The organism is Kitasatospora sp. SC0581 (genome assembly GCF_048159585.1).
Taxonomy (GTDB): domain Bacteria; phylum Actinomycetota; class Actinomycetes; order Streptomycetales; family Streptomycetaceae; genus Kitasatospora.
Genome location: NZ_JBLRWA010000004.1, coordinates 38,620 through 63,612 on the forward strand (window position 1 = coordinate 38,620; position 24,993 = coordinate 63,612).

23 protein-coding genes and 1 pseudogene are annotated in these 24,993 nt (G+C 75.0%); 11 read left to right on the forward strand and 13 right to left on the reverse strand.

Annotated features, from left to right (window positions below; translation table 11 throughout):
• Positions 1-92 precede the first annotated feature (92 nt).
• A complete protein-coding gene (locus ACLWS4_RS09385) occupies positions 93-1,370 on the reverse strand; it encodes a serine hydrolase domain-containing protein (protein ID WP_049658957.1) in 1,278 nt (425 codons plus the stop codon).
• Between the two features lie 370 nt (positions 1,371-1,740).
• Here ACLWS4_RS09385 and ACLWS4_RS09390 point away from each other — a divergent pair, with 370 nt between their 5' ends.
• Positions 1,741-2,637, forward strand: a complete 897-nt coding sequence (locus ACLWS4_RS09390) for an alkaline phosphatase family protein (protein WP_416873771.1) — start codon at positions 1,741-1,743, stop codon at positions 2,635-2,637.
• Between the two features lie 10 nt (positions 2,638-2,647).
• Here the strand turns inward: ACLWS4_RS09390 and ACLWS4_RS09395 are convergent, their stop codons facing one another.
• A complete protein-coding gene (locus ACLWS4_RS09395; protein WP_416873772.1) occupies positions 2,648-3,997 on the reverse strand; it encodes an MFS transporter in 1,350 nt (449 codons plus the stop codon).
• 85 nt (positions 3,998-4,082) lie between these two features.
• On the opposite strand from ACLWS4_RS09395, the gene ACLWS4_RS09400 reads away from it, so the two are divergent.
• Positions 4,083-4,646, forward strand: a complete 564-nt coding sequence (locus tag ACLWS4_RS09400) for a MarR family winged helix-turn-helix transcriptional regulator (RefSeq protein ID WP_079272614.1) — start codon at positions 4,083-4,085, stop codon at positions 4,644-4,646.
• A gap of 185 nt (positions 4,647-4,831) precedes the next feature.
• Here ACLWS4_RS09400 and ACLWS4_RS09405 read toward each other — a convergent pair whose 3' ends face one another.
• From ACLWS4_RS09405 to ACLWS4_RS09415, 3 genes are all read right to left on the reverse strand, one after another.
• Positions 4,832-5,035 (reverse strand): hypothetical protein, encoded by a 204-nt coding sequence (locus tag ACLWS4_RS09405; protein ID WP_416873773.1) that lies wholly within the window; start codon positions 5,033-5,035, stop codon positions 4,832-4,834.
• A 372-nt stretch (positions 5,036-5,407) separates the two neighbouring features.
• On the reverse strand, positions 5,408-6,475 hold the full coding sequence (locus ACLWS4_RS09410; RefSeq protein WP_416873774.1) for a trypsin-like serine peptidase: 1,068 nt from the start codon (positions 6,473-6,475) through the stop codon (positions 5,408-5,410).
• Between the two features lie 397 nt (positions 6,476-6,872).
• Positions 6,873-7,355, reverse strand: a complete 483-nt coding sequence (locus ACLWS4_RS09415; protein WP_387967942.1) for a DUF1348 family protein — start codon at positions 7,353-7,355, stop codon at positions 6,873-6,875.
• Between the two features lie 100 nt (positions 7,356-7,455).
• Here ACLWS4_RS09415 and ACLWS4_RS09420 point away from each other — a divergent pair, with 100 nt between their 5' ends.
• Together ACLWS4_RS09420 and ACLWS4_RS09425 are read left to right on the forward strand one after the other, a co-directional pair.
• A complete protein-coding gene (locus ACLWS4_RS09420; RefSeq protein WP_416873775.1) occupies positions 7,456-8,019 on the forward strand; it encodes a TetR/AcrR family transcriptional regulator in 564 nt (187 codons plus the stop codon).
• A 209-nt stretch (positions 8,020-8,228) separates the two neighbouring features.
• A complete protein-coding gene (locus ACLWS4_RS09425; RefSeq protein ID WP_158077759.1) occupies positions 8,229-8,372 on the forward strand; it encodes a hypothetical protein in 144 nt (47 codons plus the stop codon).
• Positions 8,373-8,617: 245 nt separating this feature from the next.
• Here ACLWS4_RS09425 and ACLWS4_RS09430 read toward each other — a convergent pair whose 3' ends face one another.
• Positions 8,618-9,889 carry a DUF5685 family protein gene (locus ACLWS4_RS09430; protein ID WP_416873776.1) on the reverse strand — a complete coding sequence of 424 codons (1,272 nt, stop codon included), beginning with the start codon at positions 9,887-9,889 and terminating at the stop codon, positions 8,618-8,620.
• Positions 9,890-10,183: 294 nt separating this feature from the next.
• Between ACLWS4_RS09430 and ACLWS4_RS09435 the strand changes: the two genes are divergently transcribed.
• From ACLWS4_RS09435 to ACLWS4_RS09445, 3 genes are read left to right on the forward strand one after another with little or no spacing between them, the layout of a single operon-like run.
• The gene (locus tag ACLWS4_RS09435; RefSeq protein WP_375873719.1) at positions 10,184-10,747 is read left to right on the forward strand and encodes a helix-turn-helix domain-containing protein; all 564 of its coding nucleotides are present in this window, start codon (positions 10,184-10,186) and stop codon (positions 10,745-10,747) included.
• Positions 10,744-12,282, forward strand: coding sequence for an MFS transporter (locus ACLWS4_RS09440; protein ID WP_416873777.1), 1,539 nt, complete (start codon positions 10,744-10,746; stop codon positions 12,280-12,282). The genes ACLWS4_RS09435 and ACLWS4_RS09440 overlap by 4 nt, the downstream gene beginning before the upstream one ends.
• Positions 12,283-12,310: 28 nt before the next feature.
• On the forward strand, positions 12,311-13,003 hold the full coding sequence (locus ACLWS4_RS09445; RefSeq protein ID WP_416873778.1) for an alpha/beta fold hydrolase: 693 nt from the start codon (positions 12,311-12,313) through the stop codon (positions 13,001-13,003).
• A 62-nt stretch (positions 13,004-13,065) separates the two neighbouring features.
• Here the strand turns inward: ACLWS4_RS09445 and ACLWS4_RS09450 are convergent.
• Positions 13,066-14,496 (reverse strand): annotated as a pseudogene (locus ACLWS4_RS09450) (DUF2252 domain-containing protein); the annotation flags it as partial.
• A 213-nt stretch (positions 14,497-14,709) separates the two neighbouring features.
• Between ACLWS4_RS09450 and ACLWS4_RS09455 the strand changes: the two are divergent.
• Positions 14,710-15,138 carry a DUF2809 domain-containing protein gene (locus tag ACLWS4_RS09455; RefSeq protein ID WP_416873779.1) on the forward strand — a complete coding sequence of 143 codons (429 nt, stop codon included), beginning with the start codon at positions 14,710-14,712 and terminating at the stop codon, positions 15,136-15,138.
• A gap of 39 nt (positions 15,139-15,177) precedes the next feature.
• Here the strand turns inward: ACLWS4_RS09455 and ACLWS4_RS09460 are convergent, their stop codons facing one another.
• Positions 15,178-15,960, reverse strand: a complete 783-nt coding sequence (locus tag ACLWS4_RS09460) for an SGNH/GDSL hydrolase family protein (protein WP_074004931.1) — start codon at positions 15,958-15,960, stop codon at positions 15,178-15,180.
• 217 nt (positions 15,961-16,177) lie between these two features.
• On the opposite strand from ACLWS4_RS09460, the gene ACLWS4_RS09465 reads away from it, so the two are divergent.
• Together ACLWS4_RS09465 and ddaH are read left to right on the forward strand one after the other, a co-directional pair.
• The gene (locus ACLWS4_RS09465; protein ID WP_416873780.1) at positions 16,178-17,071 is read left to right on the forward strand and encodes a 4Fe-4S domain-containing protein; all 894 of its coding nucleotides are present in this window, start codon (positions 16,178-16,180) and stop codon (positions 17,069-17,071) included.
• Between the two features lie 249 nt (positions 17,072-17,320).
• A complete protein-coding gene (gene ddaH / locus ACLWS4_RS09470; RefSeq protein ID WP_416873781.1) occupies positions 17,321-18,148 on the forward strand; it encodes a dimethylargininase in 828 nt (275 codons plus the stop codon).
• On the opposite strand, the gene ACLWS4_RS09475 is transcribed toward ddaH, so the two are convergent.
• The 5 genes from ACLWS4_RS09475 to ACLWS4_RS09495 all read right to left on the reverse strand — a co-directional run bounded on the left by ACLWS4_RS09475 (position 18,135) and on the right by ACLWS4_RS09495 (position 23,036).
• Positions 18,135-18,869 (reverse strand): LutC/YkgG family protein, encoded by a 735-nt coding sequence (locus ACLWS4_RS09475; protein WP_416873782.1) that lies wholly within the window; start codon positions 18,867-18,869, stop codon positions 18,135-18,137. The two genes, ddaH and ACLWS4_RS09475, sit on opposite strands and share 14 nt — an antisense overlap.
• On the reverse strand, positions 18,866-20,281 hold the full coding sequence (locus ACLWS4_RS09480) for a lactate utilization protein B (protein WP_416873783.1): 1,416 nt from the start codon (positions 20,279-20,281) through the stop codon (positions 18,866-18,868). Before ACLWS4_RS09480 ends, ACLWS4_RS09475 begins: the two co-directional genes overlap by 4 nt.
• A complete protein-coding gene (locus ACLWS4_RS09485) occupies positions 20,278-21,039 on the reverse strand; it encodes a (Fe-S)-binding protein (RefSeq protein ID WP_416873784.1) in 762 nt (253 codons plus the stop codon). Before ACLWS4_RS09485 ends, ACLWS4_RS09480 begins: the two co-directional genes overlap by 4 nt.
• A 216-nt stretch (positions 21,040-21,255) precedes the next feature.
• Positions 21,256-22,437, reverse strand: a complete 1,182-nt coding sequence (locus tag ACLWS4_RS09490) for a globin domain-containing protein (protein WP_416873785.1) — start codon at positions 22,435-22,437, stop codon at positions 21,256-21,258.
• 149 nt (positions 22,438-22,586) lie between these two features.
• Entirely contained in the window at positions 22,587-23,036 is a 450-nt protein-coding gene (locus ACLWS4_RS09495) for an RrF2 family transcriptional regulator (RefSeq protein ID WP_049652449.1), read from the reverse strand.
• A gap of 306 nt (positions 23,037-23,342) precedes the next feature.
• Between ACLWS4_RS09495 and ACLWS4_RS09500 the strand changes: the two genes are divergently transcribed.
• The gene (locus tag ACLWS4_RS09500) at positions 23,343-24,953 is read left to right on the forward strand and encodes a beta-propeller fold lactonase family protein (RefSeq protein ID WP_416873786.1); all 1,611 of its coding nucleotides are present in this window, start codon (positions 23,343-23,345) and stop codon (positions 24,951-24,953) included.
• Positions 24,954-24,993 lie beyond the last annotated feature (40 nt).

Consider the following 24,993-nt stretch of genomic DNA (forward strand, 5'->3'; position numbering starts at 1 on the left):
CGGAGGCCGCGTCCAAGTCACGCCGATCGCCCGCCCCCGGCCGGACCGGAGCGGGCCGGAGGCGGGAGCGGGCGCGGGCCGTACGGCCGGTGTCAGATCCGGGTGTCCTCCACCACCGGCAGCGTGTCGACCGGGGCCGAGCCGACCGGGGCCGAGGCCGGCGCGAAGGCCGTCCGCGGGGCGACGGTGGGCTGCTTGCCGCAGAAGGCCGGCTCCAGGGTGTTCATCAGGCCCTGCGTCACCGCGCCGTTGTTGGAGGCGTTGGCGAAGACCACCACGCTGCGCCGCCCGTCCGGGGTCGTGAAGGACTGGGTGTTGAAGCCCTGCACGATGCCGCCGTGGCCGTACACGTCCCCGCAGGAGAGCGAGATGCGGCGCAGGCCCAGACCGTAGGCGATCTTCGCGGTGGGCGTGGGCAGGGCGGCGGTCATCTGCTGGAGCGAGGCGTCCGAGACGAGCCCGCCCTTGCCGCCGGCCATCAGCGCGGTGAGGAAGCGGTCGAGGTCCCCGGCGTCGGAGATGACGGCCCCGGCGGCCCACACCCAGGAGCCGGTCTGCGCGGTGGAGTCCAGCAGCGGCTTGGTGCGGTCGTCGTTGGTGAGGTAGCCGGTGACGTGGGTGCCGGTGATGCCCTGGTCGGGCACCACGAAGGAGGTCTTGTGCAGGCCGAGCGGCTGGATGATCCGCTCGTTCAGCACCTCCGGGAAGGTCTGGCCGGTGAGGTGCTCGACGGCCAGGCCCATCAGCACGTAGTCGGTGTTGGAGTAGGAGTAGCGGCTGCCGGGGGTCGACTGCAGGCCGTGCCTGACCGACATCGCGACCAGCGCGCGCGGGTCGTACACGGTGCTGCGGATGCGCGCCTCGAACGCGCTGGTGGTCTCCTCGCCGGCCTGCTCCAGCAGGTCGTTGGTGTGGTCGTAGACGCCGGCCCGGTGCTCCATCACCTGGCGGCCCGTCATGGTCCAGCTCTCCGGCAGGGTGTCCGCGGGCAGGTACTCGCGCAGCGGCCGGTCGAGGTCGATCCGGCCCTCCTGCGCCAGCTGCATCACGAGAACGGCGGCGAACATCTTGCTGTTGCTGCCGACCCGGAACCTCCACGAGGAGTTCATCGGGGTCCCGTCCAGGTCGGCCAGGCCGACGTTCACCGAGCGGGTCCGGTCGACGGCGCCGTGGTCGCTGATCACCGCGAAGGCGCCCGGGGCGCCGGCCGCGGTGGTGGCCTGGAGGGCGGTGCGCACACCGGCGAGGTCGGGGGCGGTCGGGTCGGTGGTGTCCTGGCCGGCTGCCGCGGCGGGCAGGGCACCGGTCGCCACCAGGACGGCGCCGGCGGCGGCCACCGCGAGCGGACGCAGAAGGCTGGTCTTCGCCATGTTCCTCGGTTCTCTCGTGAGCTGACGCGGCGTCGGACCGCGCCGTTCGAAGATCACTATCACCGGACGGGGCGGTTGCTGGCAATGTGAACCGGTTCGCCCGCATTTCGCGTTGTCAGTGGCGGTTTCGGCGCGTCGGGGCGGTGGCACCGTTCGTTTCCCGCTCCGGGGCCAAGGTTTCACCTGCCGTCGTCTGCCCGCGTCACCCCGAGGGCCCCATGCTGTTCGGGCGCTTCCGCGCACTCCGGTGCGCCCGCCGCGCCGGCCCTCCCCTCACCGACCACGGAGCTTCCCCATGCCCCGGCCGGGCCGGCGGGGCCGGGGCGGCGTCCTGCTGCCCGCCGGGCCGTCTCCTAGCCGAGGAATTGTCATGACTTCGTCCACAAAGCCCCTGAACCCCCGCTCCCGCCGCACCGCGACCGCGATCGGCTCCGCCGTCGCCCTGCTCGCCGCCTCCGCCGGCCTCTGGGCGGCCACCGCCCCCACCGCCCAGGCCGCCGCGCTGCCCACGCCCGACCACATCGTCGTCGTGGTGATGGAGAACCACGCCTACACCCAGGTCATCGGCAGCAGCAGCGCCCCGTACCTCAACAACACCCTGAAGGCGGGCGGCGCCAACCTCACCCAGTCCTTCGGCATCACCCACCCGAGTGAGCCGAACTACTACGCGCTGTTCTCCGGCTCCACCCAGGGCACCGTCGACGACAGCTGTGTGACGGTCGGCGGCTTCCAGGCGGCCAACCTGGCCTCCGAGGTCATCGCCGCCGGCAAGACCTGGGCCAGCTACAACGAGTCCCTGCCCAGCCAGGGCAGCACCGTCTGCAGCAGCGGCAGCTACGCCCAGAAGCACAACCCGTGGTTCGGCTTCGGCAACGTCCCGGTCAGCTCGGCGAAGACCTTCGCCCAGTTCCCGACCGACTACAGCACCCTGCCGAACGTCTCCTTCGTGGTGCCGAACCTCTGCAGCGACATGCACGACTGCTCGGTCGGCACCGGCGACACCTGGATCAAGAACAACCTGGGCGCCTACGCCACCTGGGCGCAGACCCACAACAGCCTGCTGGTCGTCACCTTCGACGAGGACAACAAGCTGTCCGGCAACCGCATCCCGACCCTGGTCTACGGCGCCCACGTGACGCCCGGCAGCAGCAGCGCCACCACCTACAACCACTACAACGTGCTGCGCACCCTGGAGGACCTGGCCGGCGTCACCGGCCACGCGGGCAACGCGGCCTCCGCCGCCGACATCACCGGCATCTGGAACTGACCGGCGGCGATCAGCCCTTGACCCCGGTTCGGGTTCGCGCCCGCGCCTGATCCCGAGCCCGGGCCGGTGGCCGTTCGGTCGGCGGCCCGGGCTCGGGCACGGTCGTCCGCCGGGCGCCGTACCGCCGGACGCCGGGCACCGCCGCCGTGCCCGCGCAGACCGCCGTCACCAGCCCCGCCGCCGCCAGCAGCGGCACCCGGTCGCCCCAGGCCCCGGCGGCCAGCGGGGCCAGGACGTAGCCGAGCGGGGCGGCGGCCAGCGAGAGCAGCCAGTCGTACGAGGTGACCCGGGCCAGCGTCCCCGGCGGGAAGTCCTGCTGGACCACCGTCTCCCAGAGCGGGTTGAGGAAGCCCAGCCCGGCCATCGCCACCGCCTGCGCGGCCACCGCGACCGGCGCCGGGGCGGGGAGGGCGAGCGCGAGCAGCGGCAGCCCGTACAGCGCGAGGGCGAGGTTGCCGGCCAGCACCGGGCGGCGGGGCCGCAGCCGGCCGGCGACCAGCGAGCCGACCAGCAGGCCCACCGCGCCCGCCTGGGTCAGCGCCACCCAGGCGCCGTCCCCGCCGAGCCGGGTGGCGGCGATCAGCGGGCCGAGGGTGAGCAGCACGGCGCTCGCGCCGTTCCACACCCCGTGGGCGATCAGGCTGGTCCAGTACCAGTCCCGGGAGCGCACCTCGCTCCAGCCCTCGGCGAGGTCCCGGCGCAGCGAGTGCGGGGCGTCGGGCACGGTGTCGTCGGGTGCGGGGTCGTCGGGTGCGGGGTCGCCGGGTGCGGGGTCGCCGGTCGCGCGGTCGACGCGGAGCCGGGCGAGCAGGGCGGCGCTCAGGACGAAGGAGGCGCCGTCCAGGACGAACGCCCAGCCCGGTCCGGTGGTGTACACCAGCAGTCCGGCGAGCGCCGGGCCGCCGAGCCGGGCGGCGCCGGTCGCGGTGCCGAGCAGGGCGTTGGCCCGCAGCCGCAGCTCGCCCCGGACGGTGGCCGCGACCAGCGGCGAGGCGGTGGGCATGGCGAAGGCGGAGGCGATGCCGCCGACGGCCGAGGCGGCCGCGACGTGCGACAGCCGGGGGTGTCCGTCGAGCAGTTCCAGGCCGACGAGCAGCTGGGCGAGGGCCCGGACGAGGTCGGTGCCGAGGGCGACCAGCCGGGGATCGAAGCGGTCCCCGACCACTCCGCCGACCGGTAGGAGGAGCAGCTTCGGCACCATCGCGCAGCCCAGGACCAGGGCGAGCGCGGCGGCCGAGCCGGTGGCGCGGGTGATGGCGATGGCGAGCGCGGCCGGGACGACGGCGTCGCCGAGCGTGGAGACCGTCCGGCCGATGAAGAGCAGGCGGAAGCCGCTCAGGCTCAAGGGGTGTGCTGTCACGCGCCGCACTGTATTTCGGCGCCGAAATTTCGGCAACGAATATTTTGACGCCGTCGTTTCTGTGGCGGTTTGTAGACTCCTTCCCATGGCCGAGCACCCTTCCGAACAGCACACTCCGCCCCGCGGCCGGACGGGGCCCCACGACCGGACGGAGCCCCGCGACTGGACGGACGGTCACGTCGACCGCTGGCAACCGGTGCTGCCCGACCTCGACCCGGTCATCGAGGCCTCCGTCACCCGGATGTGGCGGCTCACCCGCCACCTCGGCCGGGTCCGCGAACAGGGCGTCGCCGACTACGGCCTGCACAAGCACGAGTTCGACACCCTGCACGTGCTCGCCGGTCGCGGCGGCCACGCCGCCCCCTCCGACCTGCGGGCCGACCTCAACCTCGCCCCGGCCTCGGTCACCGGCCGGCTGGAGACCCTGGAGCGGCGCGGCTTCGTCCTGCGCACGCCGTCCACGGAGGACCGCCGGAAGGTCGACATCGTCCTGACCGAGGCCGGGCGCGCCGCCTGGCGCAAGGCCCTGGACGTGGTGGGCCGGGAGGAGCAGCGGCTGCTGGGCGTGCTGTCCGAGGAGGAGCGGCGCACACTGGCGGACCTGCTGCGGAAGGTGATGCTCGCTCAGGAGACGACACCGGAAGGCTAGACGTCCGCCACCGCTCCCGTACCGGGGCCGACCCGTGGCGCCCGCCCCTGCTATCGATGGGGGCGTGCGATTCGAACGAGTGCCGGTGCCGGACGGTGTGGGGGCGCGGCCCCGGGACGGGCGGGGCAACCCGTACCGGCGATCACGCCCTGGCAGGACGGCCTGCCGCAGTTCGCGCTGACCGACTACGGGCGCAGCGCCGAGTGCGCGCTGGAGCGCGCGTGCTCGGTGTGCGGGCGGTTCATGGAGCGCGGACCGGTCTGGCGGGTGGTCGGCGCCGCCGAGAGCGCGGCGATTGCCGGGGCGCTCGCGGCCGGGCAGCCGTACCGCAACCTCGCGCCCACCATGGAGGGCCCCGGCCACCGGGCCTGCATGCTGTACGCCGCCATGGTCTGCCCGTACCTGGCCCGCTCCAACGCCCGGCGGCGGGCGGGCGGGCGCGGCGGGTTCGGCGGGCTCGGGGGATCCGGCCGACGAGCTGACCTCGGCCGCCGTCCGGAGTGCGGTGCGCGGCGGCACGGGCGCGGTGGTCGGGTTCGGCGACTACGAGTACGCCGTCACCGGGACCCGGGTGCTGTTTCGCTTCCTCGACGTGGTCGAGTTCCTGCCGCACGAGTCGGCCGACGAGCACCTGGCCGAGCTGCGCGCCGAGTTGGCGAAGCCCTCGTGGCGCTGGTGGCCCTCCCCGCTTTCGTGGCCTTCGCGGCCCGGTGGCCCGGTCGGCGGGAGGTGCCGGCCGGGCCGGGGCGTGGGCCGGAGGGTCAGAGCGCCCGGCTCTGCGCCCAGTCGTAGAGGCGGTGGGCGCTGTCCCCGAGGCGGGTGGCGTACAGCGTGTTGACCGGGCCGCCCGCGAGCTCCTCGGAGGTGGTGGTGACGCCGACGAGGGTGCCGGTCCCGGTGGCCGGGTCGAACCGGGCGAAGTGGGGGCCGCCGCTGGCCCCGTGAGACATGTCGCAGGACTCGCCCCACAGGACCGGGGCCTGGGGGCCAGGGCGGGCCGGTCCGGCGCAGTGGATCATGCGCGAGCCGGAGTACGTGGCGGCGGGGTTGTTCAGCCGGTCCTTGGGATAGCCGAAGGTGTGGACGAACTCGCCCTCGGTGGGCGGGGTGAAGGCGATCCGCTGGGCACCGGTGACGTCGGCGATCCGCCGCCCCCCGGTCGAGGGGTTCGCCACCAGGACCCCGGTGTCGTAACCGGCCACGGCGACGTCGTTCGAGGTCGTCCCGCCACGATCGGCGTCCCAGCGGGAGGAGGTGGCCATGGTCCTGATGCTGAAGCCGCCGAGCGGCTTGGTCCCGTTGCGGTAGCCGGGCACGAAGTAGAGGTTGTGGTTCCAGGTGTCGGCGGTCGCGGGGGCCCCGACGCCCCGCAGGCAGTGCGCCGCCGTGAGGAGGGTGCTGCGGTTGGCGCTGTTGACGACGGTCGCGGTGCAACTGCCGTCGTAGCCGTCGGAGAAGGTGAAGAAGAGCCGGCCGACGCTCCGGTCCACCGCTCCGCCGTGGGTCCACACGGCCCCGGGGTCCGGGGTGTCCGCGGGCAGCGGCCGCGGGTCGTCCGGCGTGTTGTCGTCCTCGGGCAGGGGCGTGATCTCGGGGACCAGGGCGCCCGCCAGCTTCATCCGGTCGGGCGTCCAGTAGGCGTCGATCCGGCCGCGCTCCTGCGCGGTCGTGGCGCCGGCGTGCGTCGTGACGGTCTCCCGCTCCGCGGCGAGGGCCGTGTTCGGCGGCAGCACCGCCGCCGTGGTCGCACTCAGCAGGAGGGCGCCCACGGCGGCGAGCCTGCGGGGCATGGCGCGGTCGGTGGTCGGTGTTCCGGGTGTCTTCGGCATGCACGGCACCGTAGGCACGGGATGTCAGGCTCCCGTGTGGATCAGGTCTCGGCCGGCCGTCGAAACGATCAGGTTCCGGTAACGGCGCCCCGGTCCTGTACCGGTGGCTTCCGCTCGGCCTGAGCCGGCATCAGGGCCGGTAGGAGGGGAGGTCCTTGACGGTGGACACCTGGGTCGGCGCGGCCGAGCCGTCGGCGGGCAGGGTGCTGATGCCGTCCGGGGTGCGGACCGCGATGGTCCTGCCGTCGGGGGACCGGGCCAGGTCGCGGACGACGGTGCCGAAGTCGACGTCGACCTCGACGAGGAGCTTCGCGGGGCGGGGTCAGCGGCGGATGCGGGCCGTGTCACAGCCGTGGAACAGGACGGGCGCGCGCCGTGGCCCGCGCGGGGTGCCGGTTCAGAGGCCGAGGTCGGTGAGGCCCGGGTGGTCGTCGGGGCGGCGGCCGAGCGGCCAGTGGAACAGCCGCTCCGCGGCGGTGATCGGCAGGTCGTTGATCGAGGCATGCCGCTCGGCCATCAGGCCGTTCCGGTCGAACTCCCAGTTCTCGTTGCCGTAGGAGCGGTACCAGTGGCCGTCGCCGTCGTGCCATTCGTAGGCGAAGCGGACCGCGATGCGGTCCCCGCCGTACGCCCAGAGCTCCTTGATCAGGCGGTAGTCCAGCTCGCGCTGCCACTTGCGGGTGAGGAAGTCGGCGATCCGGTCGCGGCCGGTGAGGAACTCGGAGCGGTTGCGCCAGCGGCTGTCCGGTGTGTAGGCGAGGGCGATCCGCCGGGGGTCGCGGGTGTTCCAGGCGTCCTCGGCGGCCCGGACCTTCCGGTGGGCGGTCTCCTCGGTGAACGGGGGCAGGGGCGGGCGCTGCTCGGTGCCGGTCTCGGGCATGGATGCTCCTCGGAATGGGCGTTCCGTCGGTGAGAACGATCGTTCTCGCTGTAGTGGCTACAGTAGGAGAACCATCGTTCTCACGCAAAGGGCATGGCAGATGGAGCAGGAAGACCCACGGACCCGGATCCTCGACGCGGCCGAGGAGCTGTTCTACGGGCAGGGCGTCCAGTCGGTCGGCATGGACGCCGTCCGGGCCGCCTCCGGCGTGACCATGCGCCGCCTGTACCAGCACTTCCCGTCCAAGGGCGAGCTCGTCGAGGCCTACCTGCTGCGCCGCGACGGCCGCTGGCGGGCGAACCTCGCCGTGTACGTCTCACGCACCGGAGGCTCCCCGAGGGAGCAGCTGCTCGCGGTCTTCGACTGGCTCGGCCGGTGGTTCGCCGAACCCGGCTTCCGGGGCTGCGCCTTCGTCAACTCGCTCGGTGAACTCGGTGCCGTCAGCCCCGCGGTGGTGGCCGCCGCCCGGCACCACAAGGAGGAGTTCGGCGGCTACCTCGCGGGCCTGGTCGAGGCCGCCGGAGCCCCGCCCGCCACCGCCGTCCACCTGACCCTGCTGGCCGAGGGGGCGATCACCAGCGCGGCCGTCCACGGGGATCCGACGGCCGCCGCCGACGCCAGGGAGGCCGCCCGGCTGCTGCTGGACGCGCCGCCGGCCCGGTAGCCGGCGGCCCCGGCGCGGATGCCGACCGTCCGGCCCGCGGCCGTCACCAGGGCTGTGGAGCAGGTGAGTTGTGGCACCGGGTGGTACCGGGTGGTGCTGGTGGGGCGTCGTCGGATGCGAGCGTTCCGGGCCGAACCGCACCGGGCGAGTGCTTTTCGCTCGAACGCGCGTTTATCGCCCATTGATCGACACCGCCTAGCCTCGGGTGCATGGACGAGAGAACGGCCGAGCGGCCGGGGGCGTTGCCCGAGGGGCGGATGACGGAGCAGGACACCGAGCGGTTCCGGCAGCTGCTGGCGCGGCTGGAGGACTCGCTGGCGGTGGACCGGAAGACGGCGCGGCGCGATGCCTGAGTGCGCCGAGCCGGGCCCGGTGGCGGTGCTGCCGGTGGCGGTCCCGCCGGTCGAGGTCCTGCCGCTCTGGCGGCGGGGCGAGGCCGGGCAGGACCGGAACGCGGACCGGCCCGGGGTGCTGCGGGGGCACCCCGGGCCGGTGGCGGCCGGTCGGCCCGGTCGGTCCGCTCAGGACGGTCAGGACGGTCAGGCCGGTCGGTCCGGTCAGGACGGGAGGACCGGCGCGGAGCCGGCGGGCTGACCGGTCAGCTGCAGCCGCAGTCGCAGCAGCAGCCGTCGCAGCAGTCGCACCCGTCGCAGCAGTCCCCGTCACAGCAGTTGCAGCAGTCGCCGCAGCCGGGGTCGCCGCAGTCGCAGCAGTCGTGGCGCTGGCAGAAGCCCTCGCGGCGCTCGCGGCTGAACGGGTCCTCGTGGTCGCAGCAGAGCAGCTGGCAGGTGCAGGCCATCAGGGCCCACATCGCGCACCCGGCGAGCAGGTTGCGGGGGTTCGGCGGCTTCTGGCCGGGCGGGGTGAAGCCCGGGCCCTGCGGCACCCACGGCGGGATCGGAGTCTGGCCCGGGGGCGTCTGCTGTGGCGGCGCCTGGTGCGGGCGCTCGCCCGTGGTGGTGCCCGCAGTGGCGCCCGCGGTGTCCGGGCGGCGGCAGCTCGCCGTGTGCTGGGCGCGCCCGAAGACCCGTTCCACCGCGCGGTCGGTCTCGTGTCCGAGCAGGACGTGCACGAGGGTGCGGTCGGTCAGGTCGACCTCGCGCAGCGCGAGCCGGATGCCGTGGACGGCGTCGCGGCAGAGCCGTTCGGCCTCGGCGCGGTCGGTGCCGGTGGCGGTCAGCGGGTTCCAGGCGCCCGAGGCCGCGTCGGCGGCCTGGTCCTCGGCGGCGTCGAGGAGGTGGGCGAGCCGGCCGAACAGCCGCCCGGCCTCGGCGAGCGGGGCGGCGTTGCCGGGGCGCCCGGCGATCACGGCGGTGTGCGCGAAGGCGGCCGAGGTGGCGGTCTCGGTGGGCTCGGTGACCAGCAGGACGGAGCCGCCGGGGCGCAGCGAGCGCTCCAACTCGCCCTGCCGGGAGGCGGCGTCGAGCAGTACGGCGGTGTCGAAGCCGACGGCCGAGGCGCTGCCCGCGCTCTGCCGGTCCCAGCGCCGGGTGACGGCCCGGGCTCCGGCGGCGACCGGGCGGCGGGCGAAGACGCCGTCGCGGTCCTCGACGTGGTCGCGGATCTTGACCGAGGCGAGCGCCAGCGAGACGGCGGCGGCGAGCCGGGCGCCCTCGCCCTTGGCGACGGAGGCGGTGCGCATGCCGCGCAGCGGGCACGGTCCGGCGGTGCGGCGCCAGGAGGAGTCCTCCCGGGCGGCCTGGGCCTCGACCAGGACGGAGATGATCAGACCGTCGTAGTTGGTCGCCGTCCGGGCGAGCTGTCCGTGGTCGTCCCGCAGCGCGAGGCAGAGCCCGCACAGGTGGGCCATCCAGGAGGTCTGCAGGCGCTCGGACAATCGATGCCTACACGGTCTGATGATGCCGAACACGCTGGTCCCCCTCGCCTTACGGGCCGCCGACCGGCCACGATTCGCCGCACATCATATGATCAGCGCCCCTCCTGGAAGCCGAGGTCCCGTCAAGCCGCCGCCCGACGGCCGGGCGCGCACCCCGCCCGGCGTCCGCGCGCACGCCACGCCCCGCCCGGCGTCCGCGCGCACCTCGCCCCGGCTCGGGGCGCCGCGTGCGCCGGGGCGGGGCCGCCGCCCGAAGGCTTCCGACGACCCGGGGCCCCGGGTCCGACCCCGGTGAGTGGATCTCATATCCGGGATAGCATCGCGAATATGGGAATCGACGCGGCCGCCGACGAGCGGCTGGCACAACGACTCGCCGAGCTGAGGCTGGAACGCGGGTGGACCTTGGAGGAGTTGGCACGGCTGGCGGACGTCAGCCGGTCGACGCTGTCCCGGGTGGAGCGGGCGGAGGTCAGTCCGACGGCCGCGCTGCTCGGGCGGCTCTGCGCCGTGTACGGGCGGACCATGTCCCGGCTGCTCGCCGAGGTGGAGTCCGGTCCGGCCCGGCTGGTGCGGGCCGGGGAGCAGCAGGTGTGGCGGGACGGGACGACCGGGTTCGTCCGCCGGTCGGTCTCGCCGCCGCACGGCTCGCTGCGCGCGGAGATCATCGAGGGCCGGCTGCCGGCCGGCGCGGACATCGCCTACGACCGCGCCTGCACGCCCGGCCGGGAGCACCACCTCTGGCTGCTGGAGGGGCACCTGGAGCTGACCGTGGACGGTGAGCCGCAGCCGCTCGGCCCCGGCGACTGCCTGCGCTACGTCGGCAGCACCAGCCGCTTCCGCAGCCTCGGCCCGGGTGAGGCCCGGTACGCGCTGGTGGTGGTCGAGCCGTGAGCGCCGCCACCGGGCCGATAGCGAAGGAGCCCGAGGAGAGCCCCGGGAACGGCGGGGCGCCCCAGGAACCCGGGAAGCCCGGGGGACCCAAGGAGCGCTTCGACGCCGCCGGGCGCCGGGTCCTGCTGGTCTGCGTCGCGGGCGGCTTCACCACGCTGCTCGACCAGTCCGTCCTCAACACCTCCATCCCCGCCCTGCGCGAGACCCTGCACGCCGGGCCCGCCGACCTCCAGTGGATCGTGGCCGGCTACTCGCTCGCCTTCGGCCTCGCGCTGATCCCCGGCGGGCGGCTGGGCGACGTCAAGGGCCGCAAGTGGTTCTTCGTCACCGGCCTCGCCCTGTTCACCCTGGTCAGCCTGGTCTCCGCGACTGCCACCGAGCCCGGGGTGCTGATCGCCGCTCGGCTGCTCCAGGGCGTGGGCGCCGGCCTGGTCAACTCCCAGATGATCGGCACCCTCCAGGACGTCTTCGACGGCCAGCTGCGGGCCCGCGCCCTCGGCATGTACGCCGTCACCGGCGGCCTCGCCTTCACGCTCGGCCCGCCGATCGGCGGCGCGGTGCTGGCCCTGGCCGGCCCCGAGCACGGCTGGCGGCTGACCTTCCTGCTCAACGTCCCCTTCGGCCTGGCCACCGTCGCCCTGGCGGCCCGCCACCTGCCGAAGCCCCGCCCCAGCGCCCGGAACGCCGACCTCGACGTCCTCGGCCTGCTGCTGGTCGGGGCGCTCACCCTGGCCCTGATGCTGCCCTTCGTCCGGCCGCCCGGCTGGACCGGCTGGCTCGCCTTCGCGGCCGCCGCCCTGCTGCTGCTCGGCGCGCTCGCCTGGTGGCAGCGGCGCTACGCCCGGTCCGGCGGCCACCCGCTGATCCACCCGGCCCTCACCCGCTCCGCGCCGTACGCGCTCGGAACGGCCACCGCGATGGCCCAGTTCGGCTCCTCGCTCGCCGCCTCGCTGGTCCTGACCATGTTCCTCCAGGACGGCCTCGGCCTCTCCCCGATGGGCGCCGCGCTGGTCGCGCTGCCCTCCGCCGTGGCCATGGGCGTGGCCTCCGCGCTCGCCTGGCGGGTCGTCCAGCGCTACGGCCGACGCACCGTCACCGTCGGGATGGTCGGTTCCGCGCTCGCCATGCTGTTCAGCGGACTGCTCGCGCACTGGGCGCCCGCCGCCGTGCTGCCCTGGCTGCTGGCCCTGCTGCAACTGCTCGGCGGCGCCTCGGTCGGCCTGATGGGCTCCACCAACCAGGCGTACGTGCTGCGCCACGCGCCCGCCGAGGCGGCCGGGGTGAGCGGGGCGATCCTGCAGATGGCCCAGCGGATCGCGGCGGCCGTCGCGGTCTCGGCCCTGTCCGGGGTCTACCTGCGGGAGACCGTCGGCGGCGGCGGGCACCGCTCCGCCTACCTGACGGCGAGCGTGGTGTGCGCCGCGGTGGCCGGACTCGCCGTCCTGGCCTCGGTGTTCGCCGGCCGCGCCACGGCCCGCGAGCAGCGCGACGGCGGACCGGTCGCGATGAGCCGAGGGCGAACACCGGTCCGCTAGGCGGTGGTCGGCGCGTACCGTGGCGGGCATGACCGACGTACGGACCCGGACCGTGGACCTGCCCGAGGTGACGCTCGCCTACCGCGAGAGCGGACGGCCCGGCGGCCCGGCGCTGGTGCTGCTGCACGCCCTCGGCGAGCGGGCCGCCGACTGGGACACCGTCCTGCCGGAGCTCGCCCCCGGCCACCACGTGTACGCGCTCGACCTGCGCGGCCACGGCGACAGCGCCCGTACCGCCGCCTACGCGCTGGAGGCGATGCGGGACGACGTGCTGGCCTTCCTCGACGCCCTCGGACTCGCCCGCGTCGACCTGGTCGGCCACTCGATGGGCGGCGCCGTCGCCTACCTGCTCGCCCAGGCCGCGCCGGAGCGGATCGACCGGCTGGTCCTGGAGGAGATCCCCGCGCTGTACCCGCGCCCGGCGAGCGCGCCGCCCGAGGACCCGGACCCGGACGTGCACTTCGACTGGGCGGCGGTCCGGGCGGTCAAGGCCCAGCTCGACGACCCCGACCCGGCCTGGCGGGAGGGGCTGGCCGGGATCACCGCCCGCACCCTGGCCGTCGCCGGCGGCCCGGCCAGCCACGTCCCGCAGGAGCGGATCGCCGAACTCGCCGGGCTGATCCCGGACTGCCGCCTGGTCACCGTCGAGGCCGGGCACCTGGTGCACGGTGCCCGGCCCGCCGGGTTCGTCGCCGCGGTGGCGCCGTTCCTGGCTCGCTGAGCCGCCGGGCCGCTGCCGTCGAGTGAGGCGGACGCCGGGTGGGGCGGGCGGCGGAACGGTGAGACGCCGTGCTCGACGGGCAGCCGCCCGTTGCGCACCGCCGTCAGCAGGTCGGCGTGGTCGGCCTCGGTGCGGTCGGCGTAGGCCACCGCGAAGGCGGCGACGGCCTCGTCCAGCGCCTCGCTCTTGCCGCAGTACCCGGCCAGCAGGCCCGGGTCGGCGGTGTGCGAGTGCGCCCGGGCCAGCAGGGCGCCGGTGATCCGGGCGTAGTCGTCCAGTTGGCCCGGCAGCAGCGCCGCCGGGTCGACACTGCCCTTGCGGTTGCGGAACTGCCGCACCTGGTAGGGGAGTCCGTCGACCGTGGTCCAGCCCAGCAGGGTGTCGCTGACCACCTGCATGTGCTTCTGGCCGAGCACCACCCGGCGGCCCTCGTGCCCGTCCGCCGCGGGCCGCGGCCCGGCCGGCAGGTACGGCAGCAGCGCGGACGGGCGGGCCTCCTTCACCTGCAGCACCAGCGGCTGGTCCCGGTGGTCGGTGAGCAGCACCACGTACGAGCGGGTGCCCACGCTGCCGGTGCCCACCACCCGGAACGCCACGTCCTGCACCCGGTAGCGGGACAGCAGGGTGCGGACCTCGGCCGGAACCGTCTCGACGTACGGGCCGAGCGCGTGCGCGACGGCGCGGGCGGTCGCGTCGGTCACCTCGGTGAGCACCGGGGGAGCGGCCGTGAACCGCCAACCGCCGTCCGCGGTACGGGCGGTGCTGCGGGCGGCGAACCGGGCGCTGGTGTTGCCGAGCGCTTTCGCGCCGACCTTGCGCAGCACCTCGGCGAGGTCGTGCGCCTCGGCGAAGGAGACCAGCTGCTCGTCCGCGATCGCGTTCCAGGCGTCCAGCCCGGGCAGCTTGGCGAGCGTGCGCACCGTCCGGCGGTAGGAGCCCGCCACGTGCTGGGCGGCCTCGCGCGCGGTGGTCTCGCTCGCCCCGGCCTCCCGGGCCGCCAGCACCAGGCTGGCGGCGAGCCGCTTGAGGTCCCACTCCCAGGGGCCGGGGACGGTCTCGTCGAAGTCGTTGATGTCCAGCACGATCTGGCCGCGCGCGTCGCCGTACAGGCCGAAGTTCGCGGCGTGCGCGTCCCCGCAGAGCTGCGCGCCCACCCCGGTCACCGGGGTGCCCGCGAGGTCGGCGGCCATCAGCCCGGCCGAGCCGCGCAGGAACGCGAACGGGCCGGCGGCCATCCGGCCGACCCGGATCGGCACCAGCCGGGCTATTCGGCCGGCGTTGGAGGCCTCCAGCGCGGTCACGGCCGTCGGCCGGTCGGGTGCGGGCGCGAACTCCGCGTGCCGCTCCCGGGGCACCCGGGTCCGCAGCTCCTTGCCGCGCTCCCGCGCCCGCCCGTCCTGCGCCGGGGCGAACCCGGCCACCGCGAACCCGCGCCGGGTCCGCTCGTCCCGCCCCGCCGCCGACCCCGACCCGGCCGCCTCGGCCCCACCCACGTGCGCCACTGTCCCCGCCCGTCCCTTCCGGTCCTCGCCCCGCCCGCGACCTGCGCGGACGTTTCATCGGGGGGAGTGACGTACGGGGTGGCGCGGTGGTTCCGGGAGGGGAGGGTCCGCTTGCGGGTCGCGGGGGTGGTGCGGGGGCGGCGGGGCGTGCGTGGGGCGCGGGGCCGGGGCGGAGCCCGTGGGGTGCGGGGTAGCGTGGGGCGGGTGAACGATCTTGGGGGGAGCGGTTCCCGGGCGCTTCGGCGCACGCGCCTGGCGGCCGCGTCGGCGGCGGTGCTGACCGTGGCGGCCGGGCTGGGGGTGCGGGCCGTGTTCGGCGGGGACTTCGCCAAGTGCGCCGGGGACGCGCTCTACACCGTCCTCCTGTACGCCCTGCTCGTGCTGGCCGCGCCGAGGCTGCGCCCCGGCCGGGCCGCCGCCGTGGCCGCCGCGCTCAGCTGGGCCATGGAGCTGTTCCAGCTGACCGGACTGCCGGACGCCTGGGGGCGGCACAGCGCCCTGGCCCGGCTGGTGCTGGGCTCGACCTTCAACCCGCCGGACCTGCTCTGGTACCTGGTCGGCGCGGGCTGCGCCGGGGTGCTCCACCGGGTGCTGCGGACCTCCCGGGTCGCGGCACCCGGCGGAGCCGTCTGAACGCGGCCGCCCGGCCCGGGCGAGCGGCCTGACGGACCGTCAGAGCGGGAGCAGGTCCGGCCGCTTGGGCTCGACATGGTCACCCGAGGACTCGCCGCGCAGGCGCCGGCCGACCCAGGGCAGCAGGTACTCGCGGGCCCACTGGATGTTCTCCCGCCGCTGGTCGGCGGGGGTGAGCGCCTGGGCGTCCGGCCACGGGGCCTCCGGGTCCTGCGCGGTGCGCAGGCCCAGCGAGCGGGCGGCCAGCAGGGCGACCCGCTGGTGCCCCTCGGGGGACAGGTGCAGGCGGTCCTCGCTCCACGCGCGGCGGTCCTGCACCGCGCGCAGCGACCACAGGTCGGCCACCTTGCAGCCGTTGCGGTCGGCGACGGCGCGCATGTGCCCGTTGTAGGTGGCGATCTTGCCGCGCAGGTGCTTCAGCAGCGGCACGTCCTTGGTGTCGAAGCCGGTGCAGATCAGCACCGTCCCGGCGCTTTCGGTGAGTTGGACGACGGCGGCCTCGAAGCGCTCGGCCACCTCGTCCGGGTCGGCGCCCGGTCGGAGGATGTCGTTGCCGCCCGCGCAGAAGGTGACCAGGTCGGGCTGGAGGCGCTGGACCTGCGGCACCTGCTCGGCGGTGATCTGGTCCAGCAGCCGGCCGCGCACCGCGAGGTTGGCGTAGCGGAAGGCGCCCGGCGGGCGCCCGTCGGCGAGGATCCCGGCGAGGCGGTCGGCCCAGCCGGCGAACCTGCCGTCGACGCCGGGGTCGTTCAGACCCTCGGTGAAGCTGTCGCCGATGGCGGCATACGAATCGAGGTCAAGGGTCTCCTGGAGATTCGGCATGAAAGAGATAGTTCACCCAATCAAGTGACCTACGCCACCGTAGGTGACTCCGGCGGCACGTGAGATGGACCACGTGCCCCCGTGGGCCCCTCCCGCCCGCAGAGAGCCGGCCCCCGGAAAGCACAAGATCCGCGCCCCCTTCCGCTTTCCGGCCGGCCCGGCGGATGCTCGAAGGGAGCGGCCGGTCCGGCCGCCGTCCTCCCGGGGGAAGGCACCCATGACCACCGACCCGCGCCCCGACCCACCCGAGAACTGGTCCATCGACGACCGGTGCACCAACTGCGACGTCGCCCGGCAGCTCGCGCCCGACCTGGTCCGCGAGCGCGCGGGCCGCTCGGTGCTGGTCCGCCAGCCGCGCGACGCGGCCGAGCGCCGGCAGCTGCTCGCCGCCGCCCACGCCTGCCCGACCCGTTCCATCCGCCCGGGCGCCGGGCCGCTGGACCGGGCCGGGGACCCGTTCCCGCTGGCCCTCGCCGACGACCTGCTGCTGCTCGGCCACAACTCCCGGCAGACCGCGGGCGCCAACTCCTACCTCTGCCGCCGTCCCAGCGGCTGGGTGATGGTCGACACGCCGCGCTACGGCGAGGCCCTGGCCGCCCGGTACGCCGCGCTCGGCCCGGTCACCGACGTCCTGCTCACGCACCGCGACCACGCCGCGCACGGACGGGCGTACGCCGACCGGTTCGGCGCCCGGCTCTGGATCCACGAGGGCGATCTGGCGGCCGCCCCCGACGCCGACCGGGTGCTGCGCGGCACCGCGCCGACGGAGGTCTCGCCCGGCCTGGTCGCCCACCCGTTCCCCGGCCACACCCGGGGCAGCGTGCTCTTCCTCGCGGACGAGCGGTACTGCTTCAGCGGGGACAGCCTGTACTGGTCCCGCACCACCGGGGACATCGAGGTGGCGGAGTCGGTCACCTGGTACTCGATCGAGGAGCTCGCCGCCTCGCTGCGGCGCGGCCTCGGCGTGCTGCGCTTCGAGTGGCTGCTGCCCGGCCACGGCGACCGGCGCCGGATGCCCGCCGAGGAGGCGGACCGCCGGCTGCGGTCGCTGGCCGAGCGGTGCCGGGAGCTGCGGCCGAGGCCCGTGGACTTCGGCGCGGTCCGCTGGTAGCCGGCGGCCCGCCGGTACGGGACGGCCTGCCGCTGGCCGGTAGCCGGTAGCGCGGTGCGCCGGTCGGCGCCGGAGGGTCGGTGCGCCGGTGCCTGCGCCGGGTGCGCGGGGGCGTGCGACCGCCGGGAGCGCCCACCCGGGTGTGCGAACGGTTCCGTCGGGGCAGCCGCCTTGGGAACGAAGGTGTTCGGCCCCGTGAACCCCGAACTCCGTGCGACGAACTCCCCGCGATCCAAGGATGGTTGAGCCATGCTCACGCAGACCCCGGAGCGCCACGCCCGGCCTCGGCGCTACCTGATGTGCCGGCCGACGCACTTCACCGTGGACTACGCGATCAACCCGTGGATGGACCCCGCCCAGCCCACCGACACCGCGCTCGCCCTGCGCCAGTGGGAGCGGCTCTACTGGACGTACCGCCGGCTCGGCCACACCGTCGAGCTGATCGACCCGGTGCCCGGCCTGCCCGACATGGTGTACGCCGCCAACGGCGCCACCGTCCTGGACGGCCGTGCCCTGGTCGCCACCTTCCGCTACCCGGAGCGGGCCGCCGAGTCGGAGGCCTACCTGGCCTGGTTCCGGGAGCGCGGCTACCGCGAGGTGCGCCGGGCCGGGCATGTCAACGAGGGCGAGGGCGACCACCTGGTGGTGGGCCGCCGGGTGCTCGCCGGGACGGGCTTCCGCACCTCGCGCGCCGCGCACGCCGAGGCCGGGGAGCTGTTCGGCGTCCCGGTGGTCAGCCTGACCCTGGTCGACCCGCGCTTCTACCACCTGGACACCGCGCTGGCGGTGCTCGCCGACGACCACGTCATGTACTACCCGGAGGCCTTCGACGCCGACAGCCGTTCGGTGCTGCGCGCGCTCTACCCGGACGCGATCCTCGCCGACCGGGCCGACGCCGAGGTGTTCGGGCTCAACGCGGTCTCGGACGGCCTCCGGGTGCTGCTGCCGGAGGCCGCCAAGAACCTGGCCGGCCGGCTGACCGAGCACGGCTACCAGCCCGTCCCGGTGGACGTCTCGGAGCTGCTGAAGGGCGGCGGCGGGGCGAAGTGCTGCACCCTGGAGCTCAGGCCGGAGTGACGGTGTCGCCCCCGGAGCCGCCCCGGATGCCGTCCGGCTCCGGCGCCGCGGTGACCAGCAGCACCTCCAGGGTGCGCGGCCCGTGCACCCCCTCCACCCGGTCCAGCTCGATGTCGCTGGTGGCGGACGGCCCCGAGATCCAGGTCTGCGGCCGTACCGGATCGAGCCGGGGCAGCGCGAGCGGCACCGAGGCGACGACCTGCTCCGGGGCCCGCACCACGCAGACGTGGTGGTCGGGGACGAGCGAGAGCAGCCGTCGCCCCTGGCCCGGTCCGGCGTCCAGCACGATCGTCCCGGTCTCGGCGACGGCCAGCGCGCAGCCGGTCACCACGCTGTCCACGGCGTCGAGCCGGGCGGCGGTCAGCGTCCCGTCGTCCGGGAGGAGTTCGACCCCCTCGGCCTCGGCCGCGGTGAGCCAGTCGGCCGGCAGCCCGGCCGGCACCACGACCGTCCGGCTGCCCCGCTCCGCCAGCAACCCGGCGATCCGGCGCGGCAGTTCGCCCTCGTGGCAGCGGTGCACCAGGGCCCGGTAGTCGGCCAGGTTGCGGTGCAGCAGGTCGAGCACGGCCGCCGGGTCGTCCGTCGGCACGTGCGCGGTCAGGTAGTCGCGGGGCAGCGGCTGTTCGGCCACCCCGGCGGCGTCGCCGAGCGCGGCCCGGATCCGGCCGAGCACCAACTCCCGTGAGTTCGAAGGCCGTTCGTGCCGGTCGGATGCGGTCATGTGCGGTTCCTCCGCCACCAGTCGCGGAACGGTTCGGCCGGCACCTCCGGCAGGTCCCGGGTGTCGGTCCAGGCCCGCCCGGGCCCGGGCAGCCGGCGCGGGTGCAGCGACCGGGTGCGCCCGGCCAGCCGCTCGGCGGCGGCGAGCGCCGCCGGGTGGTCCAGCACGAACCCGGCGGCGGCCATCGCGGCCCGCTCCAGCGGGTGCCCGCCCTGCTCGGCGACCCGCTCGCGCAGGTGCACCAGCACCTCGGGGATGTCGATCGCCACCGGGCAGACCTCGTAGCAGGCCCCGCAGAGCGAGGAGGCGTACGGCAGCGAGGCGTCCACCGGGCCCGCGGTGCCGCGCAGTTGGGGCGTCAGGATGGCGCCGATCGGCCCCGGGTAGACCGAGCCGTAGGCGTGCCCGCCGGCCCGCTCGTACACCGGGCAGACGTTGAGGCAGGCCGAGCAGCGGATGCAGCGCAGCGCCTGGCGGCCGACCTGGTCGGCCAGCGCGGTGGTACGGCCGTTGTCCAGCAGCACCAGGTGGAACTCGGACGGGCCGTCGCCCTCCGTCGTCCCGGTCCAGAGCGAGGTGTACGGGTTCATCCGCTCGGCGGTGGAGGAGCGGGGGAGCAGCTGGAGGAAGACCTCCAGGTCCCGCCAGGTCGGCACGACCTTCTCGATCCCGACCACCGAGATCAGCGTGCGCGGCAGGGTGAGGCACATCCGGCCGTTGCCCTCGGACTCGACCACCACCAGGGTGCCGGTCTCGGCGACCATGAAGTTGGCGCCGGAGACGGCGACTTCGGCGCGCAGGAACTTCTCCCGCAGGTGCAGCCGGGCGGCCTCGGCGAGTTCGGCGGGCGAGTCGGTGAGGCCCCTGGGCGCCGGGCGGCCCCAGGAGGCCATCCGGTCCGCGAAGACCTGCCGGATCTCCGCCCGGTTGCGGTGGATCGCCGGCACCAGGATGTGCGAGGGCCGGTCGTCGCCCAACTGCACGATCAGCTCGGCGAGATCGGTCTCGTAGGCGGTGATCCCCTCGGCCGCCAGCGCCTCGTTGAGCTCGATCTCCTGGGTGGCCATCGACTTGACCTTGACGACCTCGGTCCGCCCGGTGGCCTTGACCAGTCCGGCGACGATCCGGTTGGCCTCCTCGGCGTCGGCGGCCCAGTGCACGGTGCCGCCGGCCGCCGTGACGGACTCCTCCAACTGCACCAGGTAGCGGTCGAGGTGGCGCAGCGTGTGGTCCTTGATCGCCTTCCCGGCGGCGCGAAGCCGGTCCCAGTCGGCGAGTTCGGCGACCGCCCGGGCCCGCTTGTCGCGGATGGTGTGGGTGGCGTGCCGCAGGTTGGCGCGCAGCCGCTCGTCCCGTACGGCCTTGGCGGCGGCCTGCGGGAAGGCGGGCATGCCGAGGAACGTACCGCTCACACGGGCCTCCAGGGGTGCTCCTCGGTGCTGGCCAGGATCTCCGCCAGGTGCAGCGGCCGCAGCGGCGCGCCCCGGCGGCGCAGGGTGCCGCCGAGGTGCAGCAGGCAGGAGTTGTCGGCGCCGCAGAGCACGCTGGCGCCGGTGCCGAGCGCGTTGGCGATCTTGTCCTCGGCCATGGCCGCCGAGACCGCCGCGTTCTTGACCGCGAAGGTGCCGCCGAAGCCGCAGCACTCCTCGGCCCCGGGCAGCTCGACCAGCTCCAGGCCCTCGACGGCGTCCAGCAGCCGGCGCGGGCGCCCGCCGAGGCCGAGCAGGCGCAGGCCGTGGCAGGAGGGGTGGTAGGTGACGGTGTGCGGGAAGTACGCGCCGACGTCCTCGACGCCGAGCACGTCGGTCAGGAACTCGGTCAGCTCGACCACCCGGGGCACCAGGTCGGTGGCCAGGTCGGCGAGTTCGGCGCCCCGGCCCTCGGCCGCCGCCCTGGCACCGATCCGGGGGTAGTTGTCCCGGACCATCGCCACGCAGGAGCCCGAGGGCGTCACCACGTGGTCGTACCCGGCGAAGGCCTTCGCGGTCCGCCGGACCAGCGGCTCGCAGCCCCTGCGGTAGCCGGTGTTGTACTGCGGCTGCCCGCAGCAGGTCTGTTCGGCAGGGAAGTCCACCGTCACGCCCAGCCGTTCCAGCAGCCGGACGGTGGCCACCGCCGTGGCGGGGAACAGCGCGTCGTTGACGCAGGTGGCGAACAGCGCGACCCGCATCCGGGCTCCCTTCTGCCGAACCGGACCCCCGCCGGACGCCCGAACCGCCGGACGGTCGAACCGCCGGACGGTCGAACTGCCGGACGCCGGAAGCCGAACGGCACCGGACCGCTCGTGATCGTACCGAGCGGACCGGTGCCGCGGTGGGACTTCGGCCGTGCGACCTCGGCCGGGGACGTCAGCCTCCGGGACTCAGGGCCTCACGGCCTCAGGGCCTCAGGCGCCGAGCCAGAGGTCCGGCCCGAACACCTCGTAGTGGATGTCCGCCGCCGGGACGCCCGCGGTCAGCAGCTGCTCGCGGACGGCGCGCAGGAAGGGGAGCGGCCCGCAGAGGTAGGCGGTGGTGCCGGCCGGGACCTCGACGGTGGAGAGGTCCACCAGGCCGGTGCGCTCGGCCGGCCACTCGCCGAGCGGCCGCTCGTAGAAGACGTGCGAGTCCGCGTTCGGCAGGCCGGCGGTGAGCCGCGCCAGCTCGGCCCGGAAGGCGTGGCTCAGCTGGTCGCGGTCGCCGTGCACGGAGACGATCCGCCGGGTGGAGCCGGTGGCGGCGAGGTGGTCGAGCATGGCGGTCATCGGGGTGTTGCCGATGCCGGCGGAGGCGAGCAGCACCGGGCCGTCGCCGTCGGCCAGGGCGATGTCGCCCAACGGGGGCGCCAGTTCGACGGGGTCGCCGGCCTTCAGGTGGTCGTGCAGGTGGCCGGAGACCTCGCCGCCGTCCTCGCGCTTGACGCTGAAGCGCAGGGCGCCGTCGGCGCCGCCGGAGAGGCTGTACTGGCGGATCTGCCGGGCGCCGTCGGCCAGTTCGGTGCGCACTGAGACGTACTGGCCGGGGCGGAAGGCCGGGACGGGGCGGCCGTCGGCGGGGCGGACCAGGTAGCTGGTGACGGCCTCGGTCTCCTGGTGGCGGGCGATCACGGTGTAGGGGCGCCACAGGTCGGCCGGGTCGCCGCCGGCGGCGGCCTCGGCGCGCAGCCGGTCCTCGACGGCGATCAGCGCGTTGGCCATCAGCCAGTAGACCTCGTCCCAGGCGGCGGCGACCTCGGGGGTGACGGCCTCGCCGAGCACCTCCACGATGGCGGCGAACAGGTGCTCGTGGACGATCTTGTACTGGCTGCTGTCGATGCCGACCGAGACGTGCTTGTGGGCGATGCGGGCGAGCATCGCGTCCGGCCGCTGGTCCGGGTCGGCGATCAGGGCGGTGGCGAAGGCGGCTATCGAGCCGGCCAGCGCCTCGCGCTGGGTGCCGTTGGCCTGGTTGCCCCGGTTGAAGAGGTCGCGCAGCAGCTCCGGGTGCGCGGCGAACAGCCGGTCGTAGAAGCGCGGGGTGATGTCGCCGATGGCGGCGCCCACGACGGGCAGGGTGGCCTCGATGACCTCGGTGGACTTCGCGGACAGCATCAGTCGGGCTCCTAACTGGTATTTGAGATTCGCATTAAAGGCTGTGAAAGAGGCGCGCGGCCCCGGTGGGCCGATCGGCCGGTGGGTCCGGCGGTCTCGGTGGGTCCGGCAGTCTCGGTGGGTCAGGCGGTGCCGGTGACGCCGGTGGGTCAGGCGGTGTCGGCGGGTCTCGCGGTGAGGCTGAGCAGGACCGGCCCGGTGGGGGAGGCCACCAGGTCGTCGATGGAGAGGTGGTCGAGCGCGGCGAAGAACGCCTCCTGGGCGCCCCGCAGCGCTCCGCGCAGCCGGCACGCGGCCCGCAGCGGGCAGGGCGGGTCGTCCTCGCAGCCGACCACGTCGCCGACCCCCTCCAGCTCCCGCAGCAGCAGTCCGAGTGAACCGGTCCGCCCGGCGAAGGTGAGCATCAGCCCGCCGCCGCGACCGCGCCGGGCCTCCACCACGCCCAGGTGCTGCAGTCGGCTGACCACCTTCGCCGCGTGGGTGTACGGCACGCCGACGGACGCGGCCACCTCGCGGGTGGTCGGGTTGTCGCCCTCGCCCAGGACGGCCAGTCGCATGGCGATCCGCAGGGCGATGTCGGTGCTCTTGGTCAGCCTCACGTTCGGAACGCTATCGAATGCGACTCCGCAACTCCAATTTTCTGCACGACGTCGATCGAGACCCCGGTCACGTCGATCCGGAGCCCTCGGCCCGGTCGGGGCCGTGGCGGGTCCGTGCACCCTCGCGCGGTGATCGGATCTGAACATTTGGCGACATTAGTAGTCACTCCCTGACGGAAAGTCAGGGCGGCTTCTACGCTTCCCCCGGCTCCGAACCCACCACAGCACCACCACACGTTCGTCCGTGCCGAGCAGTTGGAGAGACCCGTGAGAACACCCCGCACACCCCGTCGTACCCGGACGGCCGTGGCCGCGATATCCGCGACCACGGCCGCACTGCTGTCGCTGCCCGCGACCGCCGAGGCCGTCACACCGCCGCCGGCCGTCGCCGCGCACCTGGCGGTGGCGCCGTACCCGGCGGGCGTCGCGCTGACGCCGGACGGCGGCCACGCCTATGTGACCAGCCAGAGCAGCGGCGCCGTCAGCGTGCTCGACACCGCGAGCAACACCGTGTCCGGCGGCTTCACCGCCGGGTCCGGCTCGTACGCCGTGGCCGTGTCGCCCGACGGGCACCGGGCCTACCTGACCCACCACCTGGACAACACCGTCAGCGTCGTGGACACCGCGACCGACGCCGTCACCGCGACCGTCCCGGTCGGCGCCCAGCCCTGGGGCCTCGCCCTCGCGCCGAACGGCTCCCGCGCCTACGTGAGCAACGCCGCCGCCAACACCGTCAGCGTGCTGGACACGTCGTCCGACACCGTGACCGCGACCGTGCCGGTCGGCGCCGAGCCGCACGGCCTGGCCGTCTCCCCGGACGGCACCCGGCTGTACGTCGCCGCGTCCGGCGCCAAGGCCGTCACCGTGGTCGACACCGCGAGCGGCACGGTGAGCGGCACCGTCCCGGTCGGCCACGGCGTCTTCGGCCTCGCGCTCAGCCCGGACGGCACCCGGCTGTGGACCGCCGACGGCGACGACGGCACCGCCGCCGTGATCGACACCGCGGCCGGTACGGTCCTCGGCACCGTCGCCGTCGGCTCCGGCCCCTACGCGGTGACCGTCTCCCCGGACGGCACGGCGGCCTACGTCTCCAACTACGCCGACAACACCCTGAGCGTGGTGGACACCGCGAGCCGGACGGTCACCGCGACCGTCCCGGTCGGCGCCAGCCCGTACAGCCTGGCCCTGACCGCCGACGGGCGGCACGGCTACCTCGCCGACTTCACCGGCAGCGCCGTCGACGTGGTGACCTTCCCGCTGCCGGTGCCGGACGTGACCGCGATCAGCCCGAACGGCGGCTCCGGGACGGGCGGCACCGCGGTGACCATCACCGGCACCGACCTGGCCGGCGCCACCGCCGTGACCTTCGGCGCGGCCGGTGCCGCCACCTCGTTCAGCTGCACGAAGACCAGCTGCACCGCGACCGCCCCCGCCACCACTCTCGCCGGAGCCGTGGACGTGCGGGTCACCGGGCCCGGCGGCACCAGCGCGGCCGTCGCCGCCGACCGCTTCACCTACACCGCTCCCGCCGCCCACCTGGGCGTCGCGCTCACCGCGACCCCGGTCACCGGGCTGCTCTCCAGCCGGGTCGACTACACCGTCACCCTCACCGGCCAGGGCCCCGACCCGGTGACCACGGCCACCGTCGCCGCCGACCTGCCCGCCGGGCTGACCACGACCTCCGGCGACTGCACGGTCGCCGCCGGGAAGCTCAGCTGCGCGCTGACCGCGCCGCTGGCCAAGGGCGCGAGCACCACCCGGCACTTCTCGGTCGGCGTCGGCCTGCTCACCCTGCTCCGCAGCTGGGACGTCACCGTGGCGCGCACCGCCGGGGCGCCCGCCGACCCGTCGCCCGCCACCAGCCGGGCCACCCGCAGCTGCTCCGCGGTGCTCGGGCTGCTGATCACCTGCAAGTAGCGCACGGGCAGCCGCCCCGGGCCCCGCCGGAACCCTCCGG